This window comes from Stenotrophomonas sp. 10L48 (assembly GCF_056395105.1).
This window is the reverse complement of the sequence record NZ_JBFTIX010000003.1, coordinates 175007-192980: the sequence shown is the minus strand read 5'-3', so window position 1 is coordinate 192980 and position 17974 is coordinate 175007. Positions and strand designations below refer to the sequence as shown.

Annotated in this window: 19 protein-coding genes; 13 read left to right on the top strand and 6 right to left on the bottom strand. The window is 67.2% G+C overall.

Features of this window, described 5'->3' with window-relative positions; all coding sequences use genetic code 11:
* Positions 1-195: 195 nt before the first annotated feature.
* The 6 genes from AC1DCU_RS06455 to AC1DCU_RS06430 all read left to right on the top strand — a co-directional run bounded on the left by AC1DCU_RS06455 (position 196) and on the right by AC1DCU_RS06430 (position 7455).
* A complete protein-coding gene (locus tag AC1DCU_RS06455) occupies positions 196-1350 on the top strand; it encodes an SIS domain-containing protein (RefSeq protein WP_025877469.1) in 1155 nt (384 codons plus the stop codon).
* The gene (locus AC1DCU_RS06450) at positions 1343-2281 is read left to right on the top strand and encodes an ROK family protein (RefSeq protein ID WP_025877472.1); all 939 of its coding nucleotides are present in this window, start codon (positions 1343-1345) and stop codon (positions 2279-2281) included. The genes AC1DCU_RS06455 and AC1DCU_RS06450 overlap by 8 nt, the downstream gene beginning before the upstream one ends.
* Before the next feature lie 16 nt (positions 2282-2297).
* Positions 2298-3632 (top strand): D-tagatose-bisphosphate aldolase, class II, non-catalytic subunit, encoded by a 1335-nt coding sequence (locus AC1DCU_RS06445; RefSeq protein WP_032976872.1) that lies wholly within the window; start codon positions 2298-2300, stop codon positions 3630-3632.
* Between the two features lie 33 nt (positions 3633-3665).
* A complete protein-coding gene (locus tag AC1DCU_RS06440) occupies positions 3666-4442 on the top strand; it encodes a DeoR family transcriptional regulator (RefSeq protein ID WP_032976943.1) in 777 nt (258 codons plus the stop codon).
* Positions 4439-5554, top strand: coding sequence for an N-acetylglucosamine-6-phosphate deacetylase (locus AC1DCU_RS06435; protein WP_032976871.1), 1116 nt, complete (start codon positions 4439-4441; stop codon positions 5552-5554). Before AC1DCU_RS06440 ends, AC1DCU_RS06435 begins: the two co-directional genes overlap by 4 nt.
* A gap of 89 nt (positions 5555-5643) precedes the next feature.
* Positions 5644-7455: an MFS transporter gene (locus AC1DCU_RS06430; RefSeq protein ID WP_032976870.1), complete on the top strand. Its 1812-nt coding sequence runs from the start codon at positions 5644-5646 to the stop codon at positions 7453-7455.
* 1 nt (position 7456) lies between these two features.
* On the opposite strand, the gene AC1DCU_RS06425 is transcribed toward AC1DCU_RS06430, so the two are convergent.
* From AC1DCU_RS06425 to AC1DCU_RS06415, 3 genes are read right to left on the bottom strand one after another with little or no spacing between them, the layout of a single operon-like run.
* Positions 7457-7951, bottom strand: a complete 495-nt coding sequence (locus AC1DCU_RS06425; protein ID WP_025877482.1) for a SecDF P1 head subdomain-containing protein — start codon at positions 7949-7951, stop codon at positions 7457-7459.
* A complete protein-coding gene (locus AC1DCU_RS06420; protein ID WP_025877483.1) occupies positions 7951-8502 on the bottom strand; it encodes an HdeD family acid-resistance protein in 552 nt (183 codons plus the stop codon). Before AC1DCU_RS06420 ends, AC1DCU_RS06425 begins: the two co-directional genes overlap by 1 nt.
* Positions 8503-8560: 58 nt before the next feature.
* A complete protein-coding gene (locus AC1DCU_RS06415; RefSeq protein WP_032976869.1) occupies positions 8561-9256 on the bottom strand; it encodes a ComF family protein in 696 nt (231 codons plus the stop codon).
* Between the two features lie 234 nt (positions 9257-9490).
* On the opposite strand from AC1DCU_RS06415, the gene AC1DCU_RS06410 reads away from it, so the two are divergent.
* Positions 9491-9982, top strand: a complete 492-nt coding sequence (locus AC1DCU_RS06410) for a GNAT family N-acetyltransferase (protein ID WP_161763245.1) — start codon at positions 9491-9493, stop codon at positions 9980-9982.
* Positions 9983-10168: 186 nt separating this feature from the next.
* Here the strand turns inward: AC1DCU_RS06410 and AC1DCU_RS06405 are convergent, their stop codons facing one another.
* Both AC1DCU_RS06405 and AC1DCU_RS06400 read right to left on the bottom strand, forming a co-directional pair.
* Entirely contained in the window at positions 10169-10816 is a 648-nt protein-coding gene (locus tag AC1DCU_RS06405) for a DUF4304 domain-containing protein (protein ID WP_235189966.1), read from the bottom strand.
* Positions 10817-11075: 259 nt separating this feature from the next.
* Positions 11076-11597, bottom strand: a complete 522-nt coding sequence (locus AC1DCU_RS06400; protein ID WP_157804433.1) for an HAD family hydrolase — start codon at positions 11595-11597, stop codon at positions 11076-11078.
* 274 nt (positions 11598-11871) lie between these two features.
* On the opposite strand from AC1DCU_RS06400, the gene AC1DCU_RS06395 reads away from it, so the two are divergent.
* Positions 11872-12294: an H-NS histone family protein gene (locus tag AC1DCU_RS06395; protein WP_032976866.1), complete on the top strand. Its 423-nt coding sequence runs from the start codon at positions 11872-11874 to the stop codon at positions 12292-12294.
* On the opposite strand, the gene AC1DCU_RS06390 is transcribed toward AC1DCU_RS06395, so the two are convergent.
* Positions 12281-12853 (bottom strand): DUF3658 domain-containing protein, encoded by a 573-nt coding sequence (locus AC1DCU_RS06390; RefSeq protein WP_032976865.1) that lies wholly within the window; start codon positions 12851-12853, stop codon positions 12281-12283. The genes AC1DCU_RS06395 and AC1DCU_RS06390 overlap by 14 nt on opposite strands.
* A 157-nt stretch (positions 12854-13010) precedes the next feature.
* Here AC1DCU_RS06390 and bioB point away from each other — a divergent pair, with 157 nt between their 5' ends.
* From bioB to bioC, 5 genes are all read left to right on the top strand, one after another.
* Positions 13011-14054 (top strand): biotin synthase BioB, encoded by a 1044-nt coding sequence (gene bioB, locus AC1DCU_RS06385; protein ID WP_059065508.1) that lies wholly within the window; start codon positions 13011-13013, stop codon positions 14052-14054.
* 67 nt (positions 14055-14121) lie between these two features.
* Positions 14122-15345, top strand: a complete 1224-nt coding sequence (bioF, locus tag AC1DCU_RS06380) for an 8-amino-7-oxononanoate synthase (RefSeq protein ID WP_032976863.1) — start codon at positions 14122-14124, stop codon at positions 15343-15345.
* Positions 15346-15363: 18 nt separating this feature from the next.
* Positions 15364-16143, top strand: a complete 780-nt coding sequence (bioH, locus tag AC1DCU_RS06375; RefSeq protein ID WP_032976862.1) for a pimeloyl-ACP methyl ester esterase BioH — start codon at positions 15364-15366, stop codon at positions 16141-16143.
* Positions 16144-16172: 29 nt separating this feature from the next.
* A complete protein-coding gene (locus tag AC1DCU_RS06370; protein WP_032976861.1) occupies positions 16173-16952 on the top strand; it encodes an SDR family oxidoreductase in 780 nt (259 codons plus the stop codon).
* Between the two features lie 12 nt (positions 16953-16964).
* Positions 16965-17849 (top strand): malonyl-ACP O-methyltransferase BioC, encoded by an 885-nt coding sequence (gene bioC / locus AC1DCU_RS06365; protein WP_025877501.1) that lies wholly within the window; start codon positions 16965-16967, stop codon positions 17847-17849.
* Positions 17850-17974: the final 125 nt, after the last annotated feature.

Genomic DNA, 17974 nt, shown 5'->3' with positions numbered 1-17974 from the left:
GCGGCGCAATACTTTGTGTAACCGCTTGCAGGCGCCTGTTAAGCATTGTGCGATACGGCATCCGGCGGTTTCTTTCGTTTCCGGAGTGATGCCACGCGAGGAAAGTCATCACCGCGATATCTTTCTTTTTACTTTCGGTATTTGACATTTCGAAAGAAAACGCAGATGGTGCGCTGGCCCAACTGGAACCTCCGAATGGACGTCACCCTGCTTTCCGATGTGTCCGCCTGGCAGCGCCGCGGCGGAGCCGATACCGCTACCGAAATCGCCCAGCAGCCGGCGCTGTGGGAAGCCCTTGCACAGGATCTGTCGCGTGCCCGCGACCGCCTGCAGGCCTTCCTCGGCGACAGCCTCAACGACCCGAACCAGCGCGTGCTGTTCACCGGCGCCGGCAGTTCCGGCTTCATCGCTGAAATGGTGGCCGATGCCATCAACGCGCAGTGGCCGGCCGAGGTGCGCGTGGTGCATACCACCAGCCTGCTCACCCATCCTGCGCTGTACCTGCAGCGCGATCGTCCGACCCTGCTGGTGTCGTTCGGCCGCAGCGGCTCCAGCCCCGAAAGCGTTGCCGCCGTCGACCGCGTGCGCAGTGACGTGGACGATGCGCGCTTCCTGGACATCACCTGCAATGCCGAGGGCGAACTGGCCCGCCGTGGCGCCGGCCGTGCCGACACCTGCACCCTGCTGATGCCGTCGGCCAGCTGCGACCGTGCATTCGCCATGACCAGCAGCCTGACCTGCATGCTGCTGGCGGCATTGACCGTGTTCGACCGTTCGCCGTGGGATGCGCGCATCGCGCGCCTGCAGCAGATTGCCGGTCTGGCCCGCGAAGGCCAGGCGCAGTGGGATGCAGCTGTGGCCGCGCTGGCGCAGCGCCCGTTCAACCGGGTCATCTACCTTGGCAGCGGCCCGCTGGAAGCACTGGCGCGCGAGGCTGCGCTGAAGGTGCTGGAGCTCACCGCCGGCCGCGTGCTGGCGCTGGCCAACACCCCGCTCGGCTTCCGCCATGGACCGAAGTCCACGCTGGACGGCAGCACCCTGGTGGTCGTGCTGCGCAGCGTGCAGCCGCTGGCACGCCGCTATGAGCAGGACCTGCTGGAAGAGCTGCGCCGCGACGGCGTGGCTGGCCAGGTACTGTCGATCGGCCCGCATTCGGATATCGGCGCCGACGATGACTACACCCTCACCGTGCCTGCCCTGGATGACCCGTGGCTGGCGCCGGTGTGGCTGGGCTTTGCGCAGCTGTACGCGCTGCAGCGTTCGGCCGCACTCGGCCTGACCCCCGACAATCCGTTCCCGGACGGCACCGTCAACCGCGTGGTCAAGGGTGTCACCATCCACCATGGCTGAGCTGATCGCCAACGCCTGCTACGGCATCGACATCGGCGGCACCAAGATCGAGCTGGTGGTGTGCGATGCGGCGATGCAGGTCACCTGGCGCCGCCGCGTGGCTACCCCGCAGGGCGACTACGACGGCTTCCTGCAGGCGGTGGTGACATTGGTTGCTGAAGCCGATGCTGCGCTGGGTCGCAGCGATGCGGCCATCGGCATCGCCCTGCCCGGCGTGCGTGATCGTCGCAACGGCCGCCAGCTCAGCGCCAATGTGCCTGCGCTGACCGGTCAATGCGTGGCGGCTGATCTGCAGGCACGCCTGCAGCGCCCGCTGCATTTCGGCAACGACCTGCAGTGTTTTGCGCTCTCTGAAGCGCACGGTGGCGCCGCCGATGGCTACCCCAGCATGTTCGGCGCCATCCTCGGCACCGGTGCCGGTGGCGGCTTCTGCCTGCAGGGGCGCCTGCTGTCCGGCTTCAACGGCCTGGCCGGCGAATGGGGCCACTGGAGCGTGCCGGGTCACCTGCTGCAGCGTCATGGCCTGCCGCTCATTGATTGCGCCTGTGGCCTGCAAGGCTGCGTGGAGCGCTACGTGTCCGGGAGTGGCCTGGCGATGATCGAGCGCCACCTCGGTGGCAGCGCTGCCGATGCCAGCGTGGTGGTCACCCTGGCCGAAGCCGGCGATGCGCGTGCACGGCAGGCGCTGGACATCCATCGCGACCTGCTCGGCCACAGCCTGGCCGCCCTGGTGCTGGCGCTGGACCCGCACGTGATCGTGCTCGGTGGCGGCCTGTCCCAGTACGCACCGCTGTACCAGCTGTTGCCGGCGGCCATCGCCGCGCATCTGTTCAACGGCGTGCAGGTGCCGCCCATCGTGCCGCCGCGCTTCGGCGATGCCGGTGGTGCACGCGGTGCCGCCCTGCTGGCCTGCCAACCCTCGTTTTCCTGATGTCCGGAGCTTGACCATGTCCCCGTTGCAGACCCTGCTTGCCTCCCACCGCGCCGGCCACAACGTCGGCCTGTACAGCGTCTGCTGCAGCAACGAACAGGTGCTGCGCGCGGCCATGCACGTGGCGTTGGCGCACGATACCGTGCTGCTGATCGAAGCCACCTCCAACCAGGTCGACCAGTTCGGCGGCTACACCGGCATGACCCCGCCGCAGTACCGCGACTACGTCGGTACCCTGGCCGATGAGGAAGGCTTCCCGCGCGAGCGCTTGATCCTCGGCGGTGACCACCTTGGCCCGAACGCCTGGCAGAAGCGCCCGGCCGCCGAAGCGATGACCCATGCGCGCGTGCTGATCGAGGCCTACGTCGCCGCGGGTTTCCACAAGATCCACCTGGACTGCAGCATGTCCTGCGCCGATGACCCGGTGCCGCTGCCCGATGCCATCGTTGCTGCACGTTCGGCCGAGCTGGCCGAGATCGCCGAGCGCACCGCCGCCGAGCACGGCCTGCCGCCGCCGGTCTATGTCATCGGTACCGAAGTGCCGATTCCCGGTGGCGAAGCCTCGCTGGCCGGTGGCCTGCAGGTGACCACCCCGGCCGCCGCTGCGCAGACCCTGGCCATCCATCGGCAGGCCTTCGATACCCCGCTGCTGCGCGATGCATGGCAGCGTGTGCTGGCCATGGTGGTGCAGCCGGGCGTGGACTTCGACCACAGCAGCGTGCACGAGTACGACGCGGCCGCCGCCAGCGAACTGGCCGACTTCCTCGAACAGCAGCCGCGCATTGTGTTCGAAGCGCATTCGACCGACTACCAGCGCGAAAGCGGCCTGCATGCGCTGGTGCGCGACCATTTCGCCATCCTCAAGGTCGGCCCCGCGGCGACCTTCGCCTATCGCGAAGCGCTGTTCGCACTCTCTGCCATCGAAGCCGAGCTGCTGCCGGCCGCGCAGTGCTCGCGCCTGCCGCAGGTGCTGGACGAGGTGATGGTGGCGCAGCCGAAGTCCTGGCAGTCGTACTACCAGGGCGACGAAGCGACCCTGCGCCTGCTGCGCAGCTATTCCTTCAGCGACCGCTGCCGCTACTACTGGGGCGAGCCGGCGCTGGTGCAGGCCGTGCACACCCTGTTTGCCAACCTGGAACAGCACGCGCCGCCGCTGGTGCTGCTCAGCCAGTACCTGCCGGAGCAGTACCGCGCCGTGCGCGAGGGCACCCTGGCCAATACGCCTACCGCCCTGGTGCAGCATCGCATCGGCCTGTGCCTGGGCGAATACGCCCGCGCCTGCAGCGCCAACCAGGCTGGAACCCGCAAGCACAACGCAAGTCCGGCTGCCGCCGATCTTGCGAACGGCTAATCTCTACCTTTCCCTGCGAAACCGAGAATGGCCATGCGCAACACCCGCTCCCGCCGGCAACAGATCCTGCAGCTGCTGATCGAGCACGGCTCGGTGCAGGTGGCCGATCTGGTCGAGCGCTTCGGCGTGTCGGCGGTGACCATCCGTGCCGACCTGACCCACTTCGAATCGCAGGGGCTGGCCACGCGTACCCACGGCGGTGCCACCCTGGTGCGTACACCGCCGCAGGAACAGGACATCCACGAAAAGGATGCGCTGAACCTGCCGCTGAAGGACTCCATCGGCACGGCGGCCGCGCGCCTGGTGCAGGCCGGTGACAACATCATCATCGACTCCGGCTCCACCACGATGACCCTGGCCCGCCATCTGCGCGAACACCGCGATGTGACGGTGATGACCAACGGCCTGAACATCGCCTGGGAACTGGCCAACGCCGCCGGCATCACCGTGCTGCTGACCGGCGGACTGCTGCGCCAGCAATCGCTGTCGCTGCAGGGCAGCCAGGCTGAAGCCAGCCTCAACTCTTACAGCTTCGACACGCTGTTCCTGGGCGTGGATGGCCTGGACCTGCAGTTCGGCCTGACCACCCACGACGAAGCCGAAGCCCGCCTCAACCACCGCATGGTCGAACGCGCGCGGCGCATCGTGGTGCTCACCGACGCCTCCAAATTCGGACGCGTCAGCCTGCACCGCATCGCCCGCCTCGATCAGATCCACGCCATCATCACCGACGCCGGCATCGACGACGCGACCCGCGAGGGGCTGCAGCGGCTGGGCATCGAAGTGATCATCGCCGAGCCCCCCGCATGACCGACACCCGCTCCCTGCACGGCCGCATCCTCACCCCGTTGGGCTGGCGTCGCGGCCAGGTCCAGTTCGATTCACACGTGCGCCAGCTGCAGGTAGATGACCACAGCGGCGGCGATGACCCGCAACTGCCGGTGATCCTGCCCGGCTTCATCGACCTGCACGTGCATGGCGCGGCCGGCGTCGACCTGATGCAGGGCGGCGACGTGGCCCGCAGCATCGCCCGCACCCATGCGCGCTTTGGTACCACCACGCTGCTGGCGACCACCATGACCGCTGGCCTGGACGAGATCGAATACGCGCTGCAGGGCGTTGCGGCAACGATGGCAGCGCCCGATGCCGATGCCGCCTGCATCGCCGGTGTGCACCTGGAAGGCCCCTTCATCAGCCCGCAGCGGCTGGGCGCACAACCCAATCGTACGATCGAGGCGACGATGGCGCTGGTGCGGCAGCTGCACGCGCTGGCACCGATCCGGGTGATGACGCTGGCGCCGGAGATCGGCGAGCACACCGCACTGATCCCCGCGCTGTCCGCACTCGGCATCCGCGTGCAGCTCGGCCACAGTGCAGGCACCTACGAGGAAGGCGTGGCCGCATTGCAGGCCGGCGCTTCCGGTTTCACCCATCTGTTCAACGGCATGACCGGCGTCGACCACTACCGGCCGGGCATCGCCGCCGCTGCCCTGGCGCATGCGCAGTACGCCGAGATCATTCCCGACCTGCAGCACATCCATCCCGGCGTGATCCGTCTGGCCGCACGCGCGATTCCGCGCCTGTATGCGGTAACCGACGCGACGGCCGCCACCGGCATGCCCGATGGTGAGTACGCACTGGGCGAGCAGCGCGTACACAAGTGCGGCGGCTGCGTGCGCCTGGCCACCGGCTCGCTGGCCGGCAGCGCGCTGACCATGGACCAGGCGCTGCGCAACCTGGTGCAGGTGGGTCTGGATCTGGCTGACGCATCGCAGCGCGTGTCCACCTTCCCGGCCGATTACCTGGGCTTGAGCGATCGCGGCCGCATTGCGCCCGACGCCCGCGCCGACCTGGTGGTGCTGGATGCGGAACTGCGCCTGCAGAAAGTGGTGGTAGGCGGTCGATTGATCGATCTGGACTGACACGCGCCATGCGGCCCGGATGCCGCACACAAGGCGCGCAAGCGCATTGCATCAGCCACGCACCATCCCGTCAGTCCAGGAACGAGCCGATGACCGCAGCCACTGCACCTGCCGTACCCGCTTCCACCGCCCCGCGCTGGCCCGTACGTTACCTGCTCTTCATCGGCGGCCTCGGTGGCCTGCTGTACGGCATCGACATCGGCATCATCGCCGGTGCCCTGCCCTACCTCGAAGCGACTGCCAGCCACGCCTGGCAGCTCAGCAGCCAGCAGCTCGGTTTCGTCGTCGCCGCGGTGCTGCTGGGCAGCGTGCTGTCCTCGCTGTTCGCCGGCATGATCGCCGACCTCATCGGCCGCCGTGGCGCGATGCTGCTGGCCGGCGTGCTGTTCACCGCCAGCATCCCGATCATGGCACTGGCCTCGGGTTACACCCCGCTGCTGCTGGGGCGCCTGCTGCAGGGTGTCAGCGGCGGCCTGATCGGCGTGGTCATTCCCCTGTACCTGGCCGAAGTGCTCAGCCCGGAACGACGCGGCCGCGGCGCGGCGATGTTCCAGCTGCTGCTGACCGTCGGCCTGGTGCTGGCCGCGTTGATCGGCCTGTACCACGCCCATGCCGTGGACGCTGCCGCAGAGTCGGTGCGCTCGCTGCCGGTCGCGCAGCAGGCGCAGGAGCTGTTCACGGTGAAGGACCACGCTTGGCGAACCATCTTCTGGACCTGCCTGGCACCGGGCCTGCTGTTCTGCGCTGGCATCTTCTGGCTGTCCGAATCACCGCGCTGGCTGGTGCGTCGTGGCCGCATCGATGATGCGCGCCGCAGCCTGCAGCGCGTGCTGCCCGCTGCCGACGTCGAGCCCACCCTGGCGCAGATCCAGGCTCCGGAATCGAGCAGCAGCAGCGGCAAGCGTGACCCGCTGCTCAGCCGCCGCTACGTGGTGCCGTTCGTGTTGGCCTGCGTGGTGCTGGCCTGCACCCAGGCCACCGGCATCAACTCGGTGCTGGCCTATGCGGTCAACATCCTCAACCAGGCAGGCCTGTCCGGCTCGGTGGCCAACGGCGCCGACGTGGCGATCAAACTGCTCAACGCGGTGATGACCGTCGCCGCGCTGCTGCTGGTCGACCGCAAGGGTCGCAAGTTCCTGCTGATGCTGGGCAGCGGTGGCATCTGCGTGGCCCTGCTGGCCGCAGCAACGCTGTTCTTCCAAGCCGAACGGGGCCGCGCCGACGTGCAGCCGCACCTGCAGGCCGCAGTGAGTGGCGATGGTCTGCAACTGGTACTGGATGACGCGCAGTGGCAGCGGCTTGCCGGTGGCGTCGACCGCGAAGGCCGGCCACTGCAGCTGACCGTGTCCTACGCCTATGGCGACTTCACCAACGTGCGCGCGCTGCGCAGCGACAACCTGACCGACCGCGAGCTGCGCATCGAGCGCGCCGGCACCGTGCAGCCGGACAGCGTCATCGGCGCGTTCTTCCGCACGTTGCACCTCAATCCGTTCGCCGACCCGGCCAGTGCCGCGCAGGCACCGCTGCGCATCGAGCAAGCCCGTATCGGCCCGATTCCGCCGCCCGCGCATGGCTGGGCCGTCGCTGCCTGCATCCTGGTATTCGTGGCGTTCTTCGCAGTTGGCCCAGGCGTGTGCGTGTGGCTGGCGCTGTCCGAGCTGATGCCCAACCGCATCCGCTCCAACGGCATGAGCATCGCGCTGCTGGTCAACCAGTTCGTGTCCACCACCATTGCCGCCATCTTCCTGCCGACGGTGGGACACTACGGCTACGCCAGCATGTTCCTGTTCTGGGCGGGCTGCACGTTCGTGTTCTTCCTGGTGGCCGCATTCTGGCTGCCGGAAACCAAGGGGCGCTCGCTGGAAGAGATCGAAGCCGGGTTTGCAGGAAAGCAGCGCTGATTCAGCGCTGCTGTGGCGGCGCAGGGCCGCCGTGCACGATGTAGCGCGCCATGTCGTGCACTTCGGCCACGCTCATGTTGGTACCGGCCACCTGCATGGACTCGCCAAAAGGGCCCGCTATGGTGGCCACGGACAGCACGTGGTCATCGACGGTAAGCGCCACCTGCTTGCCCACCAGGGCCTCGGTCGCGTGCAGCAACCGGCCGGCGGACTCCTTGCGGAACGTCAGTTCCAGTACGGGCTGGTGCGCGGCGTCCAACGCCGCTCGCACGTCGACGATATCGGCACTGGTGAGCATCGGCGGCGCTTTCACGGCGATGCTGCGCCCTTGCCACTGCAGGGTAGCGCGACCATCGGGATCGACCTCACGCATCTGCACCTGCACCCCCTCCCGCGGCGGATGCCGGGTCTCCGCCGGAAGCACCCGGTTGCAGCCCGCCAGCAGCAACACCGCGAGGCCGCCGCCGAGCAGCGCCCATCTGTTCCAGGCCCGCATCAGCGCAGCTTCCTCAGCTTGAACGCCACCAGCACCTGCAGCACGCCGTACAGCAGGCTGCCTATGCCGATCCACAACGTGGTTACCGCCACGCCGGCATACGGATTGGCCGCGAACAGCAGGCCCAGCACGATGGCCAGCACGCCGCTGAGAATCAGCAACCACTCACCCTGGATCTGCCTGCGCACGCGGATGGCGAAGACGATGCGATAGATGCCTGCCACCAGCAGCCATGCCGCCAGGAACAGCACCAGCACGCTGGCGGTGGCCAGCGGATTGATCACCGCCAGGATACCGAAGCCCAGCGAGGCGACCACATACAGCAGCAGCCAGCCACGCGAGGCGCCACTACCACCGGTAATCAGCGCCAGCAGGCTGATGACGCCTTCCACGATCGCCATCACGCCCAGCGTCCACGCCAGCGCGATAGCCGCTGACATCGGCCAGCCGATCGCGATGATGCCGAAGCCCAGCGCGACCAGACCGTACAGCAGCAGGATCCACCAGCTGCGTCCAACGGCCGACAACAAGGGAGACAGAGGGGAATTCATGACCACTCCTTCGATCCGGGTTCGCGAACATCCTAGACCTACGGAATGAAAGGCGCGATCACGGCACCCGCGCACAGACCCATGCCCGCACATCTTCAGCCCCCACCAGCCGCAGCGTCTCGGCGACTTCCAGCACGGTGCTGCCGGTGGTCATCACGTCGTCGACGATGGTCAGCCGCGCGGGGACGGCACCGCGCACATCGAAGGCGTCGAACAGGTTGTCGCGGCGCTGCTCGGCGCTGCGTTCGGACTGCGGCGCGGTATGACGGCGACGGTACAGCCCGCGCCACCTCGGCGTCCGCAGCAGCCGACACAGCTCGGCTGCCTGATCATAGCCGCGCTGGCGCAGGCGTTTGGGATGCAGCGGCACCGGTACCAGCGGTGGGCACGACCATGGCGGCGGATTGCGCAGCATCAACTGCGCAAGCAGGCGTCCGGCAGCCAGGTCCTGGTGGAATTTGTAGCGGACCAGCAGTTGATCGATCGGCGGCACGTACAGCAGGCTGGCGTGGGTAGCGGTCTGCGGCGGCGGCTCGTCACGGCAGGTGCCGCAGATGGGCAGGGCTTCCTCCGGTAGCGGCAGCGCGCAGCGAAGGCAGGCGCGACCCGCCCACGGTAGGTCGGCGAGACAGGCGACGCAGAGGTCGAGGGTGTCGTGGCCGCGCTCGCTGCAGACCAGGCAGCGCAGGGGCAGCAACAGGCGAAAGGCGGCCTGCAACGGTTCACCAAGGGCAGAAGGCAGTGGGAAGCGCATGCCGCAGCATCGCCCTGCAAGCGCAGGCTGCCCATCGGTAAAGGGGCTGCCTGCATGTCAGTACAGGGAGCGTTGGCCGATGGGGGCTGCACCTTGCCAGGCCGTAGACCTGCATCGCACCTGCTACCGCGCGCTTCCATCCACGTACGGCCGGAACTGCAGAACCACTACTGGCCGATCCTGCGCCAGCTATCATCAGGATGGGCGCGGTTGCCCTGGATGGACCTCTACTGCATGGACGGACTGACGCTGGTCAAAGCAACTGCGCAGGACGCAGATGTGGTCTTCAGATTGATGCAGCTGTACTACTTCGAAGCCTCTGCCTGGAGTGGTGAGGAGATCCTTGCCGATGGTCTCTACGACTGCACACTTGCCGATGTCCGGGCCCGCCTGCAGGAAGAGCCGGAGTGGACCCGTCTGCTCTGGCTCGATGGCCAGCTGTGTGGATTCGTCCAGGTGGATGAAGTCGACTTCCAGGGGCGGCGCCTGCCAGAGTTGGCCGATCTGTTCATCCTTCCAAGGCATCGGGGCAAAGGCATCGCGTCCGCAGTGGTCGCAGAGCTTGTGCGGCCAACGGCGGGAGAATGGCTGCTGGCCACATTCCGCAAGGATCATGTGGCGCACGCATTCTGGGAACGGAATCTTGCAAGGATGGGCATGGCGTGCAGCATCCCAGCCGGGTCAGAAGGAACAGACTTCCGCTTGTTCCTGATCAGGGCGATATGACGATGGGGAGCCCCCCAGCTCCCCGGTCAGCACTCGCCCACGCCAGGATGGCCAATACCTTCAGGACGGTGCAACCACGCATGGGCTTGTCCTGCTCCTGGCGGCGGCAGCCCAAGGCTGGACGTGGCTGGCTTGGGCTCACCGGGGGTCAGCCGCACGCAGCGGATCGACCACCGTGAATTCCCCTCAAAACTCGATCCCGTTGGCTGCACGCTGGCAGGCAGGCAGTCCCAGCGCGATACGCGTTCGCCCGACCGTGGCCGCGATCTCCTGTTCAAAGCCAGCCCCTGACTCCAGGCAATGCAGCAGCCCGACAACCCTCTGCTTCAGCTCAACGGCCCATGGCACGTCATTTGGATCGGCGATCACTTCTGTAAACAGCAACCCACTGCGTTCGACCTCACCCGCCAACCCCGCCAACACCGCCGAGTGGTACGTGTTCCATAGCGCGGGCGATGCATTGGCAGTAGTCCACGCCAGCGCGTGGGCGATCGAGGGGAAGCGATCGCGCAGCGCAAGGACTTCCTGCGCTGCACGCCTGGCCAGCAGCGTGGCCTCCGCCGAGAACTGCTCCTCGTCGATGAATTCGTGGAAGGTTCCCACTCTGTGCCCGGCGTCGAATGAAAGGAAGTCCTTCTCATGCCAGAGCCAGCACGCTCCAACATTCAGATAGCTTCCCTTCCGTCCCGAAGAGGGCTGGAATTCAACCACGCCGATCCACCATACCTGGTCGTCGATCCAGATTCTGGAGCGTCCCTTCTGCACGCAGCCCAGAGGGCGCAGCACCGTTCTGGCTGCAGCGTTGATCATTCGAGAGTGCTGAGCGGTCGACATCGAAGGCATCCTTGCGCTTGCGAACGTTCGCGGAATCGTACTGGAAGGAACGTCGGCCAGCACCATTGAATCGGCGAAGAACCCGCCCACTCGTCCCTTCAACATTGCTGGTCGTCCGCTTCATACGAAAGCGCAGAGACGTTGGTGAAACCAGAAAGGGGGCCCGCTGCGGGCACCGCGCACAGGAGTGCGGTGGTGTGCGCAGCGTGACACTTCCGCAAACGACACTGGAAGCGGGTGAATCAATGATCCTGCCGATTCACTCCATCATGCGCTCTCGCCAACGGCGCTTCTCCACGGTCCGGATGTTGGGCTGCGCGCGCAGTACATCCAGATATCGAGAAAGATGAAGCAATTCATCGTCGCAACCATCACCAGTGAACTCCCGCACCTGTATCAGATTTCCGTAGTTCTTGGCGTACTTGCTGGGAGTGTCGTCAATGCCGATCATCTGCTCCAGCGCAAAGCCTAGACGTTTCAGTTTGGCCAGGCGCTTCTGGCTGGTGTAGCCACCGGTCTCCCAATCACGCGCAGTACTGCAACGCTGGGACGACCACAGGAACTCCAGCGTGCGCCCTGGCATCAACCATGCCACCAGTGGCTCGGCATACAGACTGCCGGAAGATGTCCACACCCCTACGTTGAAGTGCGCGAATGCGAAATCCAGGAAGTCGTCAACGTAGGGCCGCTTGTAGACGTGATAGCCCACCACTTGAGTGTCAGCAGGACGGTGCAACTGACGCGCACTGGCATGAACCAGCGTTTCATCGAGATCGAGCACCAGGAGCTTTCGGTCAGTTGTGGGCATGTTTCCGGTCTGGTCTCGTTCCACGCTCAGCGGCATCGATAAAGTAAAAGTACTCGACAAGGTAGCGGCTGGGTCCGCCGCCTTTCAACAACATACCCCACAGCGTCAGCAGCATGCTGGACGCCCTGGGCCTACCCACACTGGTGGCCAGATGCCTGGTGGCAGCCCGGCTGGGGGACTGGTTGCCCAGGCTGAGATACCCGTCCGCTGCTTGACAGGCTGCCGGGATGTCCGGACCCTTCGCGGCATGACAATCGACGTCGAACACCTGAGCCTGCGCGAACTGAACGCCCTTGTGACTGCTGCCGAGCAGCGGAGGGCGCTGGTTGCCAGCCGCCGCCCCGTGGCCGTTGTCCGTCGCAAGCTGATCGCCTTCGCCGCGCAGTGCGGCTACACGATTGAAGAGCTGATCGGGGCCGCGCCCGCCGAGGCCGCTGCACCGGTCCGCAAACCTGCCACACGGCGCAAGGCGGGCAAGGTGGCGGCCAAGTACCGCGACCCGGACAACAAGCGCAATACGTGGTCGGGCCGCGGCCGGATGCCGCGCTGGCTTGCCGAGAAGACCAAGCATGGCCGCAGCCCTGCCGATTTCCTGATTCCCGGGTTGGGCCGGTCCGACGTTCGAAAGTCCAGCGCGATCGGGCAGAGAACCGTCTTCAAGCAGAGCTGACCCGGCGCACTTCGCTGTAGCGCATGCGCGACAGGTCGCCGGCAGCCTGCAGCGCGCCACGCTCGACCAGCTTGCGCACACGCCCTGCGTAGAACACCTCTGGAATTCCCGGCGGACGTTCGGGATCCAACGACATCGCCGTGCCCACGATATAGGCGACTTTGCGGAACTGACCGTCACAGTGGGAAAGCAGCTGCTGATCGATCCGCGCGACGTCCTCCTCGGTCAGCGCTGCGATGCGGTGCCGCTGTTCGTTGGTGAGGTGCGCATCGCAGTCCGGCGCGTCGTCAGTGTCAGCCAGCCGGCCATTTACAGCCAGCAGGCGGACCAGCACGAAGAAGCCAAAGTCTGCCAACTCCGCTTCGGACAGGCCTACCGGGTCGGCAAGCATGCCTGGTGGATAGTCCTTGAACGTAACGAACGTGCGGTGCTGCCACATACCGGCGGTGTCCGATTTCCGCAGGTCATCCATTACCACGCGCAAGCCTCCATCGGGCAGATCAGCCAGGCTGCACAGCACAGCGTTGCGAAGGGTTGCGGCGTTCTTGTGCGTGTCCATGCCGATTCTCACATTCCATGCGTAGCGGCGAACTTAGCACCGCTGCAACTGACGCGGGCGACGACTTCCTGTAAACCACTATTTTATATTAATAGTTGACAGCGTTCCCAACCCCACCCAGACTGCGCCCTCGCTCCAGCCCTTCCAAGGTCCCGCCATGGCAACCGCCATCCGCCACGACTGGCACCACGACGAACTGCAGGCGCTGTTCGACCTGCCCTTCCCGGAACTGCTGTTCCGCGCCGCCGCCGTCCACCGCGAGCATTTCGACCCGGCCCAGGTGCAGGTCTCCACGCTGTTGTCGGTGAAGACCGGTGGCTGCCCGGAAGACTGCGCGTACTGCCCGCAGGCGCAGCGCTACAGCACCGGGGTCAACGCACAGAAGCTGATGGACACCGATGCGGTGCTGGCCAAGGCCCGCCAAGCCAAAGCGGCCGGTGCCTCGCGTTTCTGCATGGGTGCAGCGTGGCGTTCGCCGAAGGACCGCGACATCCCCAAGGTGGCAGCAATGATCGCCGGGGTGAAAGCGCTGGGCCTGGAAACCTGCGCCACGCTGGGCATGCTCAGTGGCGAGCAGGCGCGCGCGTTGAAGGACGCCGGCCTGGACTACTACAACCACAACCTCGATACCGCGCCGGACTACTACGAGTCGATCATCCACACCCGGCAGTACCAGGATCGCCTGGATACGCTGGGCCATGTGCGCGATGCGGGGTTGAAGACCTGCTGCGGCGGCATCGTTGGCATGGGTGAAACACGCGCGCAGCGGGTCGGCCTGCTGCTGGCGCTGGCCACCTTGCCGGCGCATCCCGATTCGGTGCCGATCAACAAGCTGGTGCAGGTGGCCGGCACGCCGCTGCATGGCAGTGCCGAGCTGGACCCGTTCGAGTTCGTGCGCATGATCGCCGTGGCCCGCATCGCCATGCCGCATTCGATGGTGCGGCTGTCGGCCGGCCGCGAGGCGATGAGTGACGAGCTGCAGGCGCTGTGCTTCCTCGCCGGCGCCAACTCCATCTTCCATGGCGACAAGCTGCTGACCACCGGCAACCCGGAGAGCGAGCGCGACATGGCCTTGTTCGCACGCCTGGGCCTGCAGCCGATGGCGGTGCAGGTGGACGCCGACGGTCATGACCATGGCGGCACCGTGCATGCCGATATCAGCGCCGATGGCCCCGGCTGCGGCTGCGCCCACGCGGCCTGAGCCGGCGGCCAAGCAGGCGTCGCGGCAACGCGCTACCCTAGCCGCCCCGTCGCCGCATCCAGCCGCCATGGCACGCCCCGACCTGACCGCCCGCCTCCAAGCCCAGCGCGCGTTGCGCGATGCACAAGGCCGTCGCCGCCCGCGGCGCACGGTCACCCGTCGCGATGGCGTGCGCCTGGAAGTCGATGGGCGCTGGCTGACAGGCTTCTGCAGCAACGATTACCTGGGCCTGGCCCAGCAGTTCAGCGTGGTCAACGCACTGCAGGATGCCGCTGCGCGCGAAGGCGCCGGTGCCGGTGCCTCGCATCTGGTCTGCGGCCACCACGCGCTGCACGACGCATTGGAACGCGAAGTGGCCGAGTGGCTCGGTTACCCGCGTGCCTTGCTGTTCGGCAGTGGCTTCACCGCCAACCTGGCCGTGCAGCAGGCGCTGCTGGGCGAAGAGAACGATGTCTGCGTGCAGGACAAGCTCAACCACGCCAGTCTGCTCGATGCTACCCGGCTGGCCGGCGCGCGCCTGCGCCGCTACCCGCACCTGGACGCGGAAGGTGCGATGCGCCAACTCAAGCATGCGCCCGATGGCGCAGCGATGCTGGCTACCGACGGTGTCTTCAGCATGGATGGCGATATCGCGCCGCTGCGTGCGCTGTCGCTGGTCGCGCGCCTGCAGCAGGCGCTGTTCTACGTGGACGATGCGCATGGCGTGGGCGTGCTCGGCGATGGTCGTGGCGCGGTCGCCACCGCCGGCCTGGGCGTGGACGATGTGCCGCTGCAGCTGGTCACCCTGGGCAAGGCGCTCGGCGGTTCCGGCGCGCTGGTGCTCGGCCGCGAAGACCTGATCGAGCACCTGGCCGAAACCGCACGCCCCTACATCTACACCACCGCCATGGCGCCGGCGCTGGCGGCATCCGCACTGGAAGCGGTGCGCCTGGCCCGCCGCGATCATTGGCGGCGGGCGAAGCTGGCCGATCTGATTGCCCTGTTCCGCAGCGAAGCGCGACGTCATGGGCTGGATCTGATGGCATCGGAAACGCCGATCCAGCCGCTGTTGTGTGGCGACGACCACACTGCCATGGCGATGTCGCAGGCGCTGGAGCAGGCCGGCTGGCTGGTCGGCGCGATCCGCCCACCGACCGTGCCGGAAGGCAAGGCGCGCCTGCGCGTCACCTTGTCCGCGCTGCACACCACCGAGCAGGTACGCGGCCTGGTCGAAGCCATCGCCGTTGCACGCGACCGCGTGGCCTTTGCCGCGCGCGAAGTGCTGCCGCCGTCGTTACCGGCGCTGGCCTGAGTGATCGTGTAGTTCCCCATGCATATTGAAGTGACCGGCCATGGGCCGGACCTGGTACTGATCCACGGCTGGGCCCTGCAGGGCGGCGTGTTTGCGCCGCTGGTGCAGCGCCTGGCCGATCGATTCACGCTGCATCTGGTCGACCTGCCCGGCCATGGCCACAGCCGCGATGACAGCACCCCGCTGCGCCTGCCGTTCGTGGTCAATGCCATTGCCGCGGCCACGCCGCCAGCGGTGTGGTGCGGTTGGTCACTGGGCGGTCTGTTCGCGCTGCACGCGGCGGCCACGCTGCCGAAGGTGCGCGGTCTGGCGATGATCGCCGCCACGCCGCGCTTCGTGCGCGGCGATGACTGGCCGCATGCGGCGGAGCCATCGGTATTCGAGCAGTTCGGTCGTGACCTCGCGCAGGACTTCAGTGGCACCCTGGAACGTTTCCTGGCACTGGACGTGATGGGTTCGGCGCATGCCCGCGAGGAACTGCGCACGCTGCGGCAGCGCCTGGTCGAACGCGGAGCGCCCACCGAACGCGCACTGCACGAGGGCCTGCAGCTGCTGGAGAACACCGACCTGCGCGGTGCCCTGCCCGCACTGGGCAAGCCCAGCCTGTGGATTGCCGGCCAGCGTGACCGTCTGGTCTCGCCGGCGGCGATGCAGGCCGCTGCCGCGCTGGCGCCCGGGGGGCAGTCGTTGACCGTGGGTCATGGCGGCCACGCCCCCTTCCTCGGCCACGCCGATGACGTTGCAGCCGCCCTGCAACACTTCATTGCCGGCCTGTCACCGGCCGATGGCGGACAATGAGCCTTCCTAAGCTTGTGCAGGACTGACGCATGGATCTGGGCATTTCCGGCCGCTGGGCACTGGTCTGCGGCGCCAGCAAGGGGCTTGGCCTTGGCTGCGCGCGCGCATTGGTGCGCGAAGGCGTGAACGTGGTCATCGTCGCCCGCGGTGACGCTGCGCTGCAGGCCGCGGCTGAAGAACTGCGTACGCTGCCCGGTGCCGCTGGAGTGCGGGCGATCGCCGCCGACGTCACCACCGAGGCGGGCCGCGCCCAGGCGCTGGCCGCCTGCCCGCAGGTCGACATCCTGGTGACCAACGCCGGCGGCCCGCCGCCGGGCGACTTCCGCACGTTCGAGCGCGACGACTGGATCGCCGCGCTGGACGCCAACATGCTGGCGCCGATCGCGCTGATCCGCGCCACCGTGGACGCGATGATCGAGCGCGGCTTCGGCCGCATCGTCAACATCACCTCGTCATCGGTGAAGGCACCCATCGACGCGCTGGCGCTGTCCAACGGCGCGCGCAGCGGCCTGACCGGCTTCGTCGCCGGGCTGGCGCGGCGCACCGTCGTCCACAACGTCACGATCAACAATCTGCTGCCCGGCCAGTTCGATACCGACCGCCTGCGCGCCAACTTCGCCCACGCCGCCGGCCAGGACGGGGACGTGCAGGCGGTGGCCGAACGCCGCCGCCAGCAGATTCCCGCCGGCCGTTTCGGCACGCCGGATGAATTCGGCGCCGCCTGCGCCTTCCTGTGCAGTGCACAGGCCGGTTACCTCACCGGGCAGAACCTGCTGATCGACGGCGGCGCCTACCCCGGTACGTTCTAAGAGACTTCTGCAATGCCGTCCCACTTCGATGCCCGCCATGTCCGCCGCGCCTTCGCCCGCGCCGCCACCAGCTACGACGCTGCCGCCGCCCTGCAGCGCGAGGTGCAGTCGCGGCTGCTGGAATCGCTGGACTACCTGGAGGCACGCAAGCCGGAGGTGGTGCTGGATATCGGTGCCGGCACCGGCCATGCCAGTGCGCTGATGAAGAAGCGCTGGCCGAAGGCGCAGGTGATCGCGCTGGACGTGGCACTGCCGATGCTCGACCAGGCCAAGCGCCAGGCCGGCTGGTGGAAGCCGTTCCAGCGCCTGGCCGCCGATGCCACGGCGCTGCCGTTGGCCGACAACAGCGTCGATGTGATCTTCAGCAACCTGTGCCTGCAGTGGGTGGACGACCTGCCGGCGGTGTTCGCCGGTTTCCGCCGTGTGCTCAAGCCCGGTGGGTTGCTGGTGTGTTCGACGTTCGGGCCGGAAACGCTGGTCGAGCTCAACGAGGCCTTCGCCGCCGCCGACGACCGCCCGCACGTGAGCCGCTTCGCGCAGATCGCCCAGTTCGGCGATGCGCTGATGATGGCCGGCTTCCGTGATCCAGTTCTGGACCGCGACCTGTTCACCCTGACCTACGACGACCTGCCCTCGTTGATGCGCGAGCTGCGCGCGATGGGCGCGACCAACGCACGGGTCGATCGCCGCCATACGTTGACCGGCCGGGGGCGGTTCGCGGCGGCAGCGGCGGCGTACGAACCGATGCGCCGTGCCGATGGCAAGCTGCCCAGCAGCTGGGAAGTAATCTACGCCCATGCCTGGGCGCCGGATCCGGGCGCGCCGATCCGCGAAGGTGGGCATGACATTGCTTCCGTGCCGGTGTCGGCGATCCCGATCCGGCGCAAGCAGACCTGATGTCGGCACGCGATCCGCACTGGTAGATGCCGACCTTGGTCGGCGCTGTGCTTCCCGTGCCGACCAAGGTCGGCAACTACCAAAAGCAGGTCCCGGCCAGGCGCGCGTTATGGGTAGCGCCGGGC

What these genes read in the sequence shown, in the direction of transcription:
- AC1DCU_RS06420 (WP_025877483.1), bottom strand. Translation starts at nt 8,502, where the DNA reads ATGAATTCCCCTCTGTCTCCCTTGTTGTCGGCCGTTGGACGCAGCTGG.
- AC1DCU_RS06395 (WP_032976866.1), top strand. Translation starts at nt 11,872, where the DNA reads ATGACAATCGACGTCGAACACCTGAGCCTGCGCGAACTGAACGCCCTT.
- AC1DCU_RS06445 (WP_032976872.1), top strand. Translation starts at nt 2,298, where the DNA reads ATGTCCCCGTTGCAGACCCTGCTTGCCTCCCACCGCGCCGGCCACAAC.
- AC1DCU_RS06430 (WP_032976870.1), top strand. Translation starts at nt 5,644, where the DNA reads ATGACCGCAGCCACTGCACCTGCCGTACCCGCTTCCACCGCCCCGCGC.
- AC1DCU_RS06370 (WP_032976861.1), top strand. Translation starts at nt 16,173, where the DNA reads ATGGATCTGGGCATTTCCGGCCGCTGGGCACTGGTCTGCGGCGCCAGC.
- bioH (WP_032976862.1), top strand. Translation starts at nt 15,364, where the DNA reads ATGCATATTGAAGTGACCGGCCATGGGCCGGACCTGGTACTGATCCAC.
- bioB (WP_059065508.1), top strand. Translation starts at nt 13,011, where the DNA reads ATGGCAACCGCCATCCGCCACGACTGGCACCACGACGAACTGCAGGCG.
- AC1DCU_RS06435 (WP_032976871.1), top strand. Translation starts at nt 4,439, where the DNA reads ATGACCGACACCCGCTCCCTGCACGGCCGCATCCTCACCCCGTTGGGC.
- AC1DCU_RS06440 (WP_032976943.1), top strand. Translation starts at nt 3,666, where the DNA reads ATGCGCAACACCCGCTCCCGCCGGCAACAGATCCTGCAGCTGCTGATC.
- AC1DCU_RS06455 (WP_025877469.1), top strand. Translation starts at nt 196, where the DNA reads ATGGACGTCACCCTGCTTTCCGATGTGTCCGCCTGGCAGCGCCGCGGC.
- bioF (WP_032976863.1), top strand. Translation starts at nt 14,122, where the DNA reads ATGGCACGCCCCGACCTGACCGCCCGCCTCCAAGCCCAGCGCGCGTTG.
- AC1DCU_RS06390 (WP_032976865.1), bottom strand. Translation starts at nt 12,853, where the DNA reads ATGGACACGCACAAGAACGCCGCAACCCTTCGCAACGCTGTGCTGTGC.
- AC1DCU_RS06410 (WP_161763245.1), top strand. Translation starts at nt 9,491, where the DNA reads ATGGACGGACTGACGCTGGTCAAAGCAACTGCGCAGGACGCAGATGTG.
- AC1DCU_RS06450 (WP_025877472.1), top strand. Translation starts at nt 1,343, where the DNA reads ATGGCTGAGCTGATCGCCAACGCCTGCTACGGCATCGACATCGGCGGC.
- AC1DCU_RS06425 (WP_025877482.1), bottom strand. Translation starts at nt 7,951, where the DNA reads ATGCGGGCCTGGAACAGATGGGCGCTGCTCGGCGGCGGCCTCGCGGTG.
- bioC (WP_025877501.1), top strand. Translation starts at nt 16,965, where the DNA reads ATGCCGTCCCACTTCGATGCCCGCCATGTCCGCCGCGCCTTCGCCCGC.
- AC1DCU_RS06405 (WP_235189966.1), bottom strand. Translation starts at nt 10,816, where the DNA reads ATGTCGACCGCTCAGCACTCTCGAATGATCAACGCTGCAGCCAGAACG.
- AC1DCU_RS06415 (WP_032976869.1), bottom strand. Translation starts at nt 9,256, where the DNA reads ATGCGCTTCCCACTGCCTTCTGCCCTTGGTGAACCGTTGCAGGCCGCC.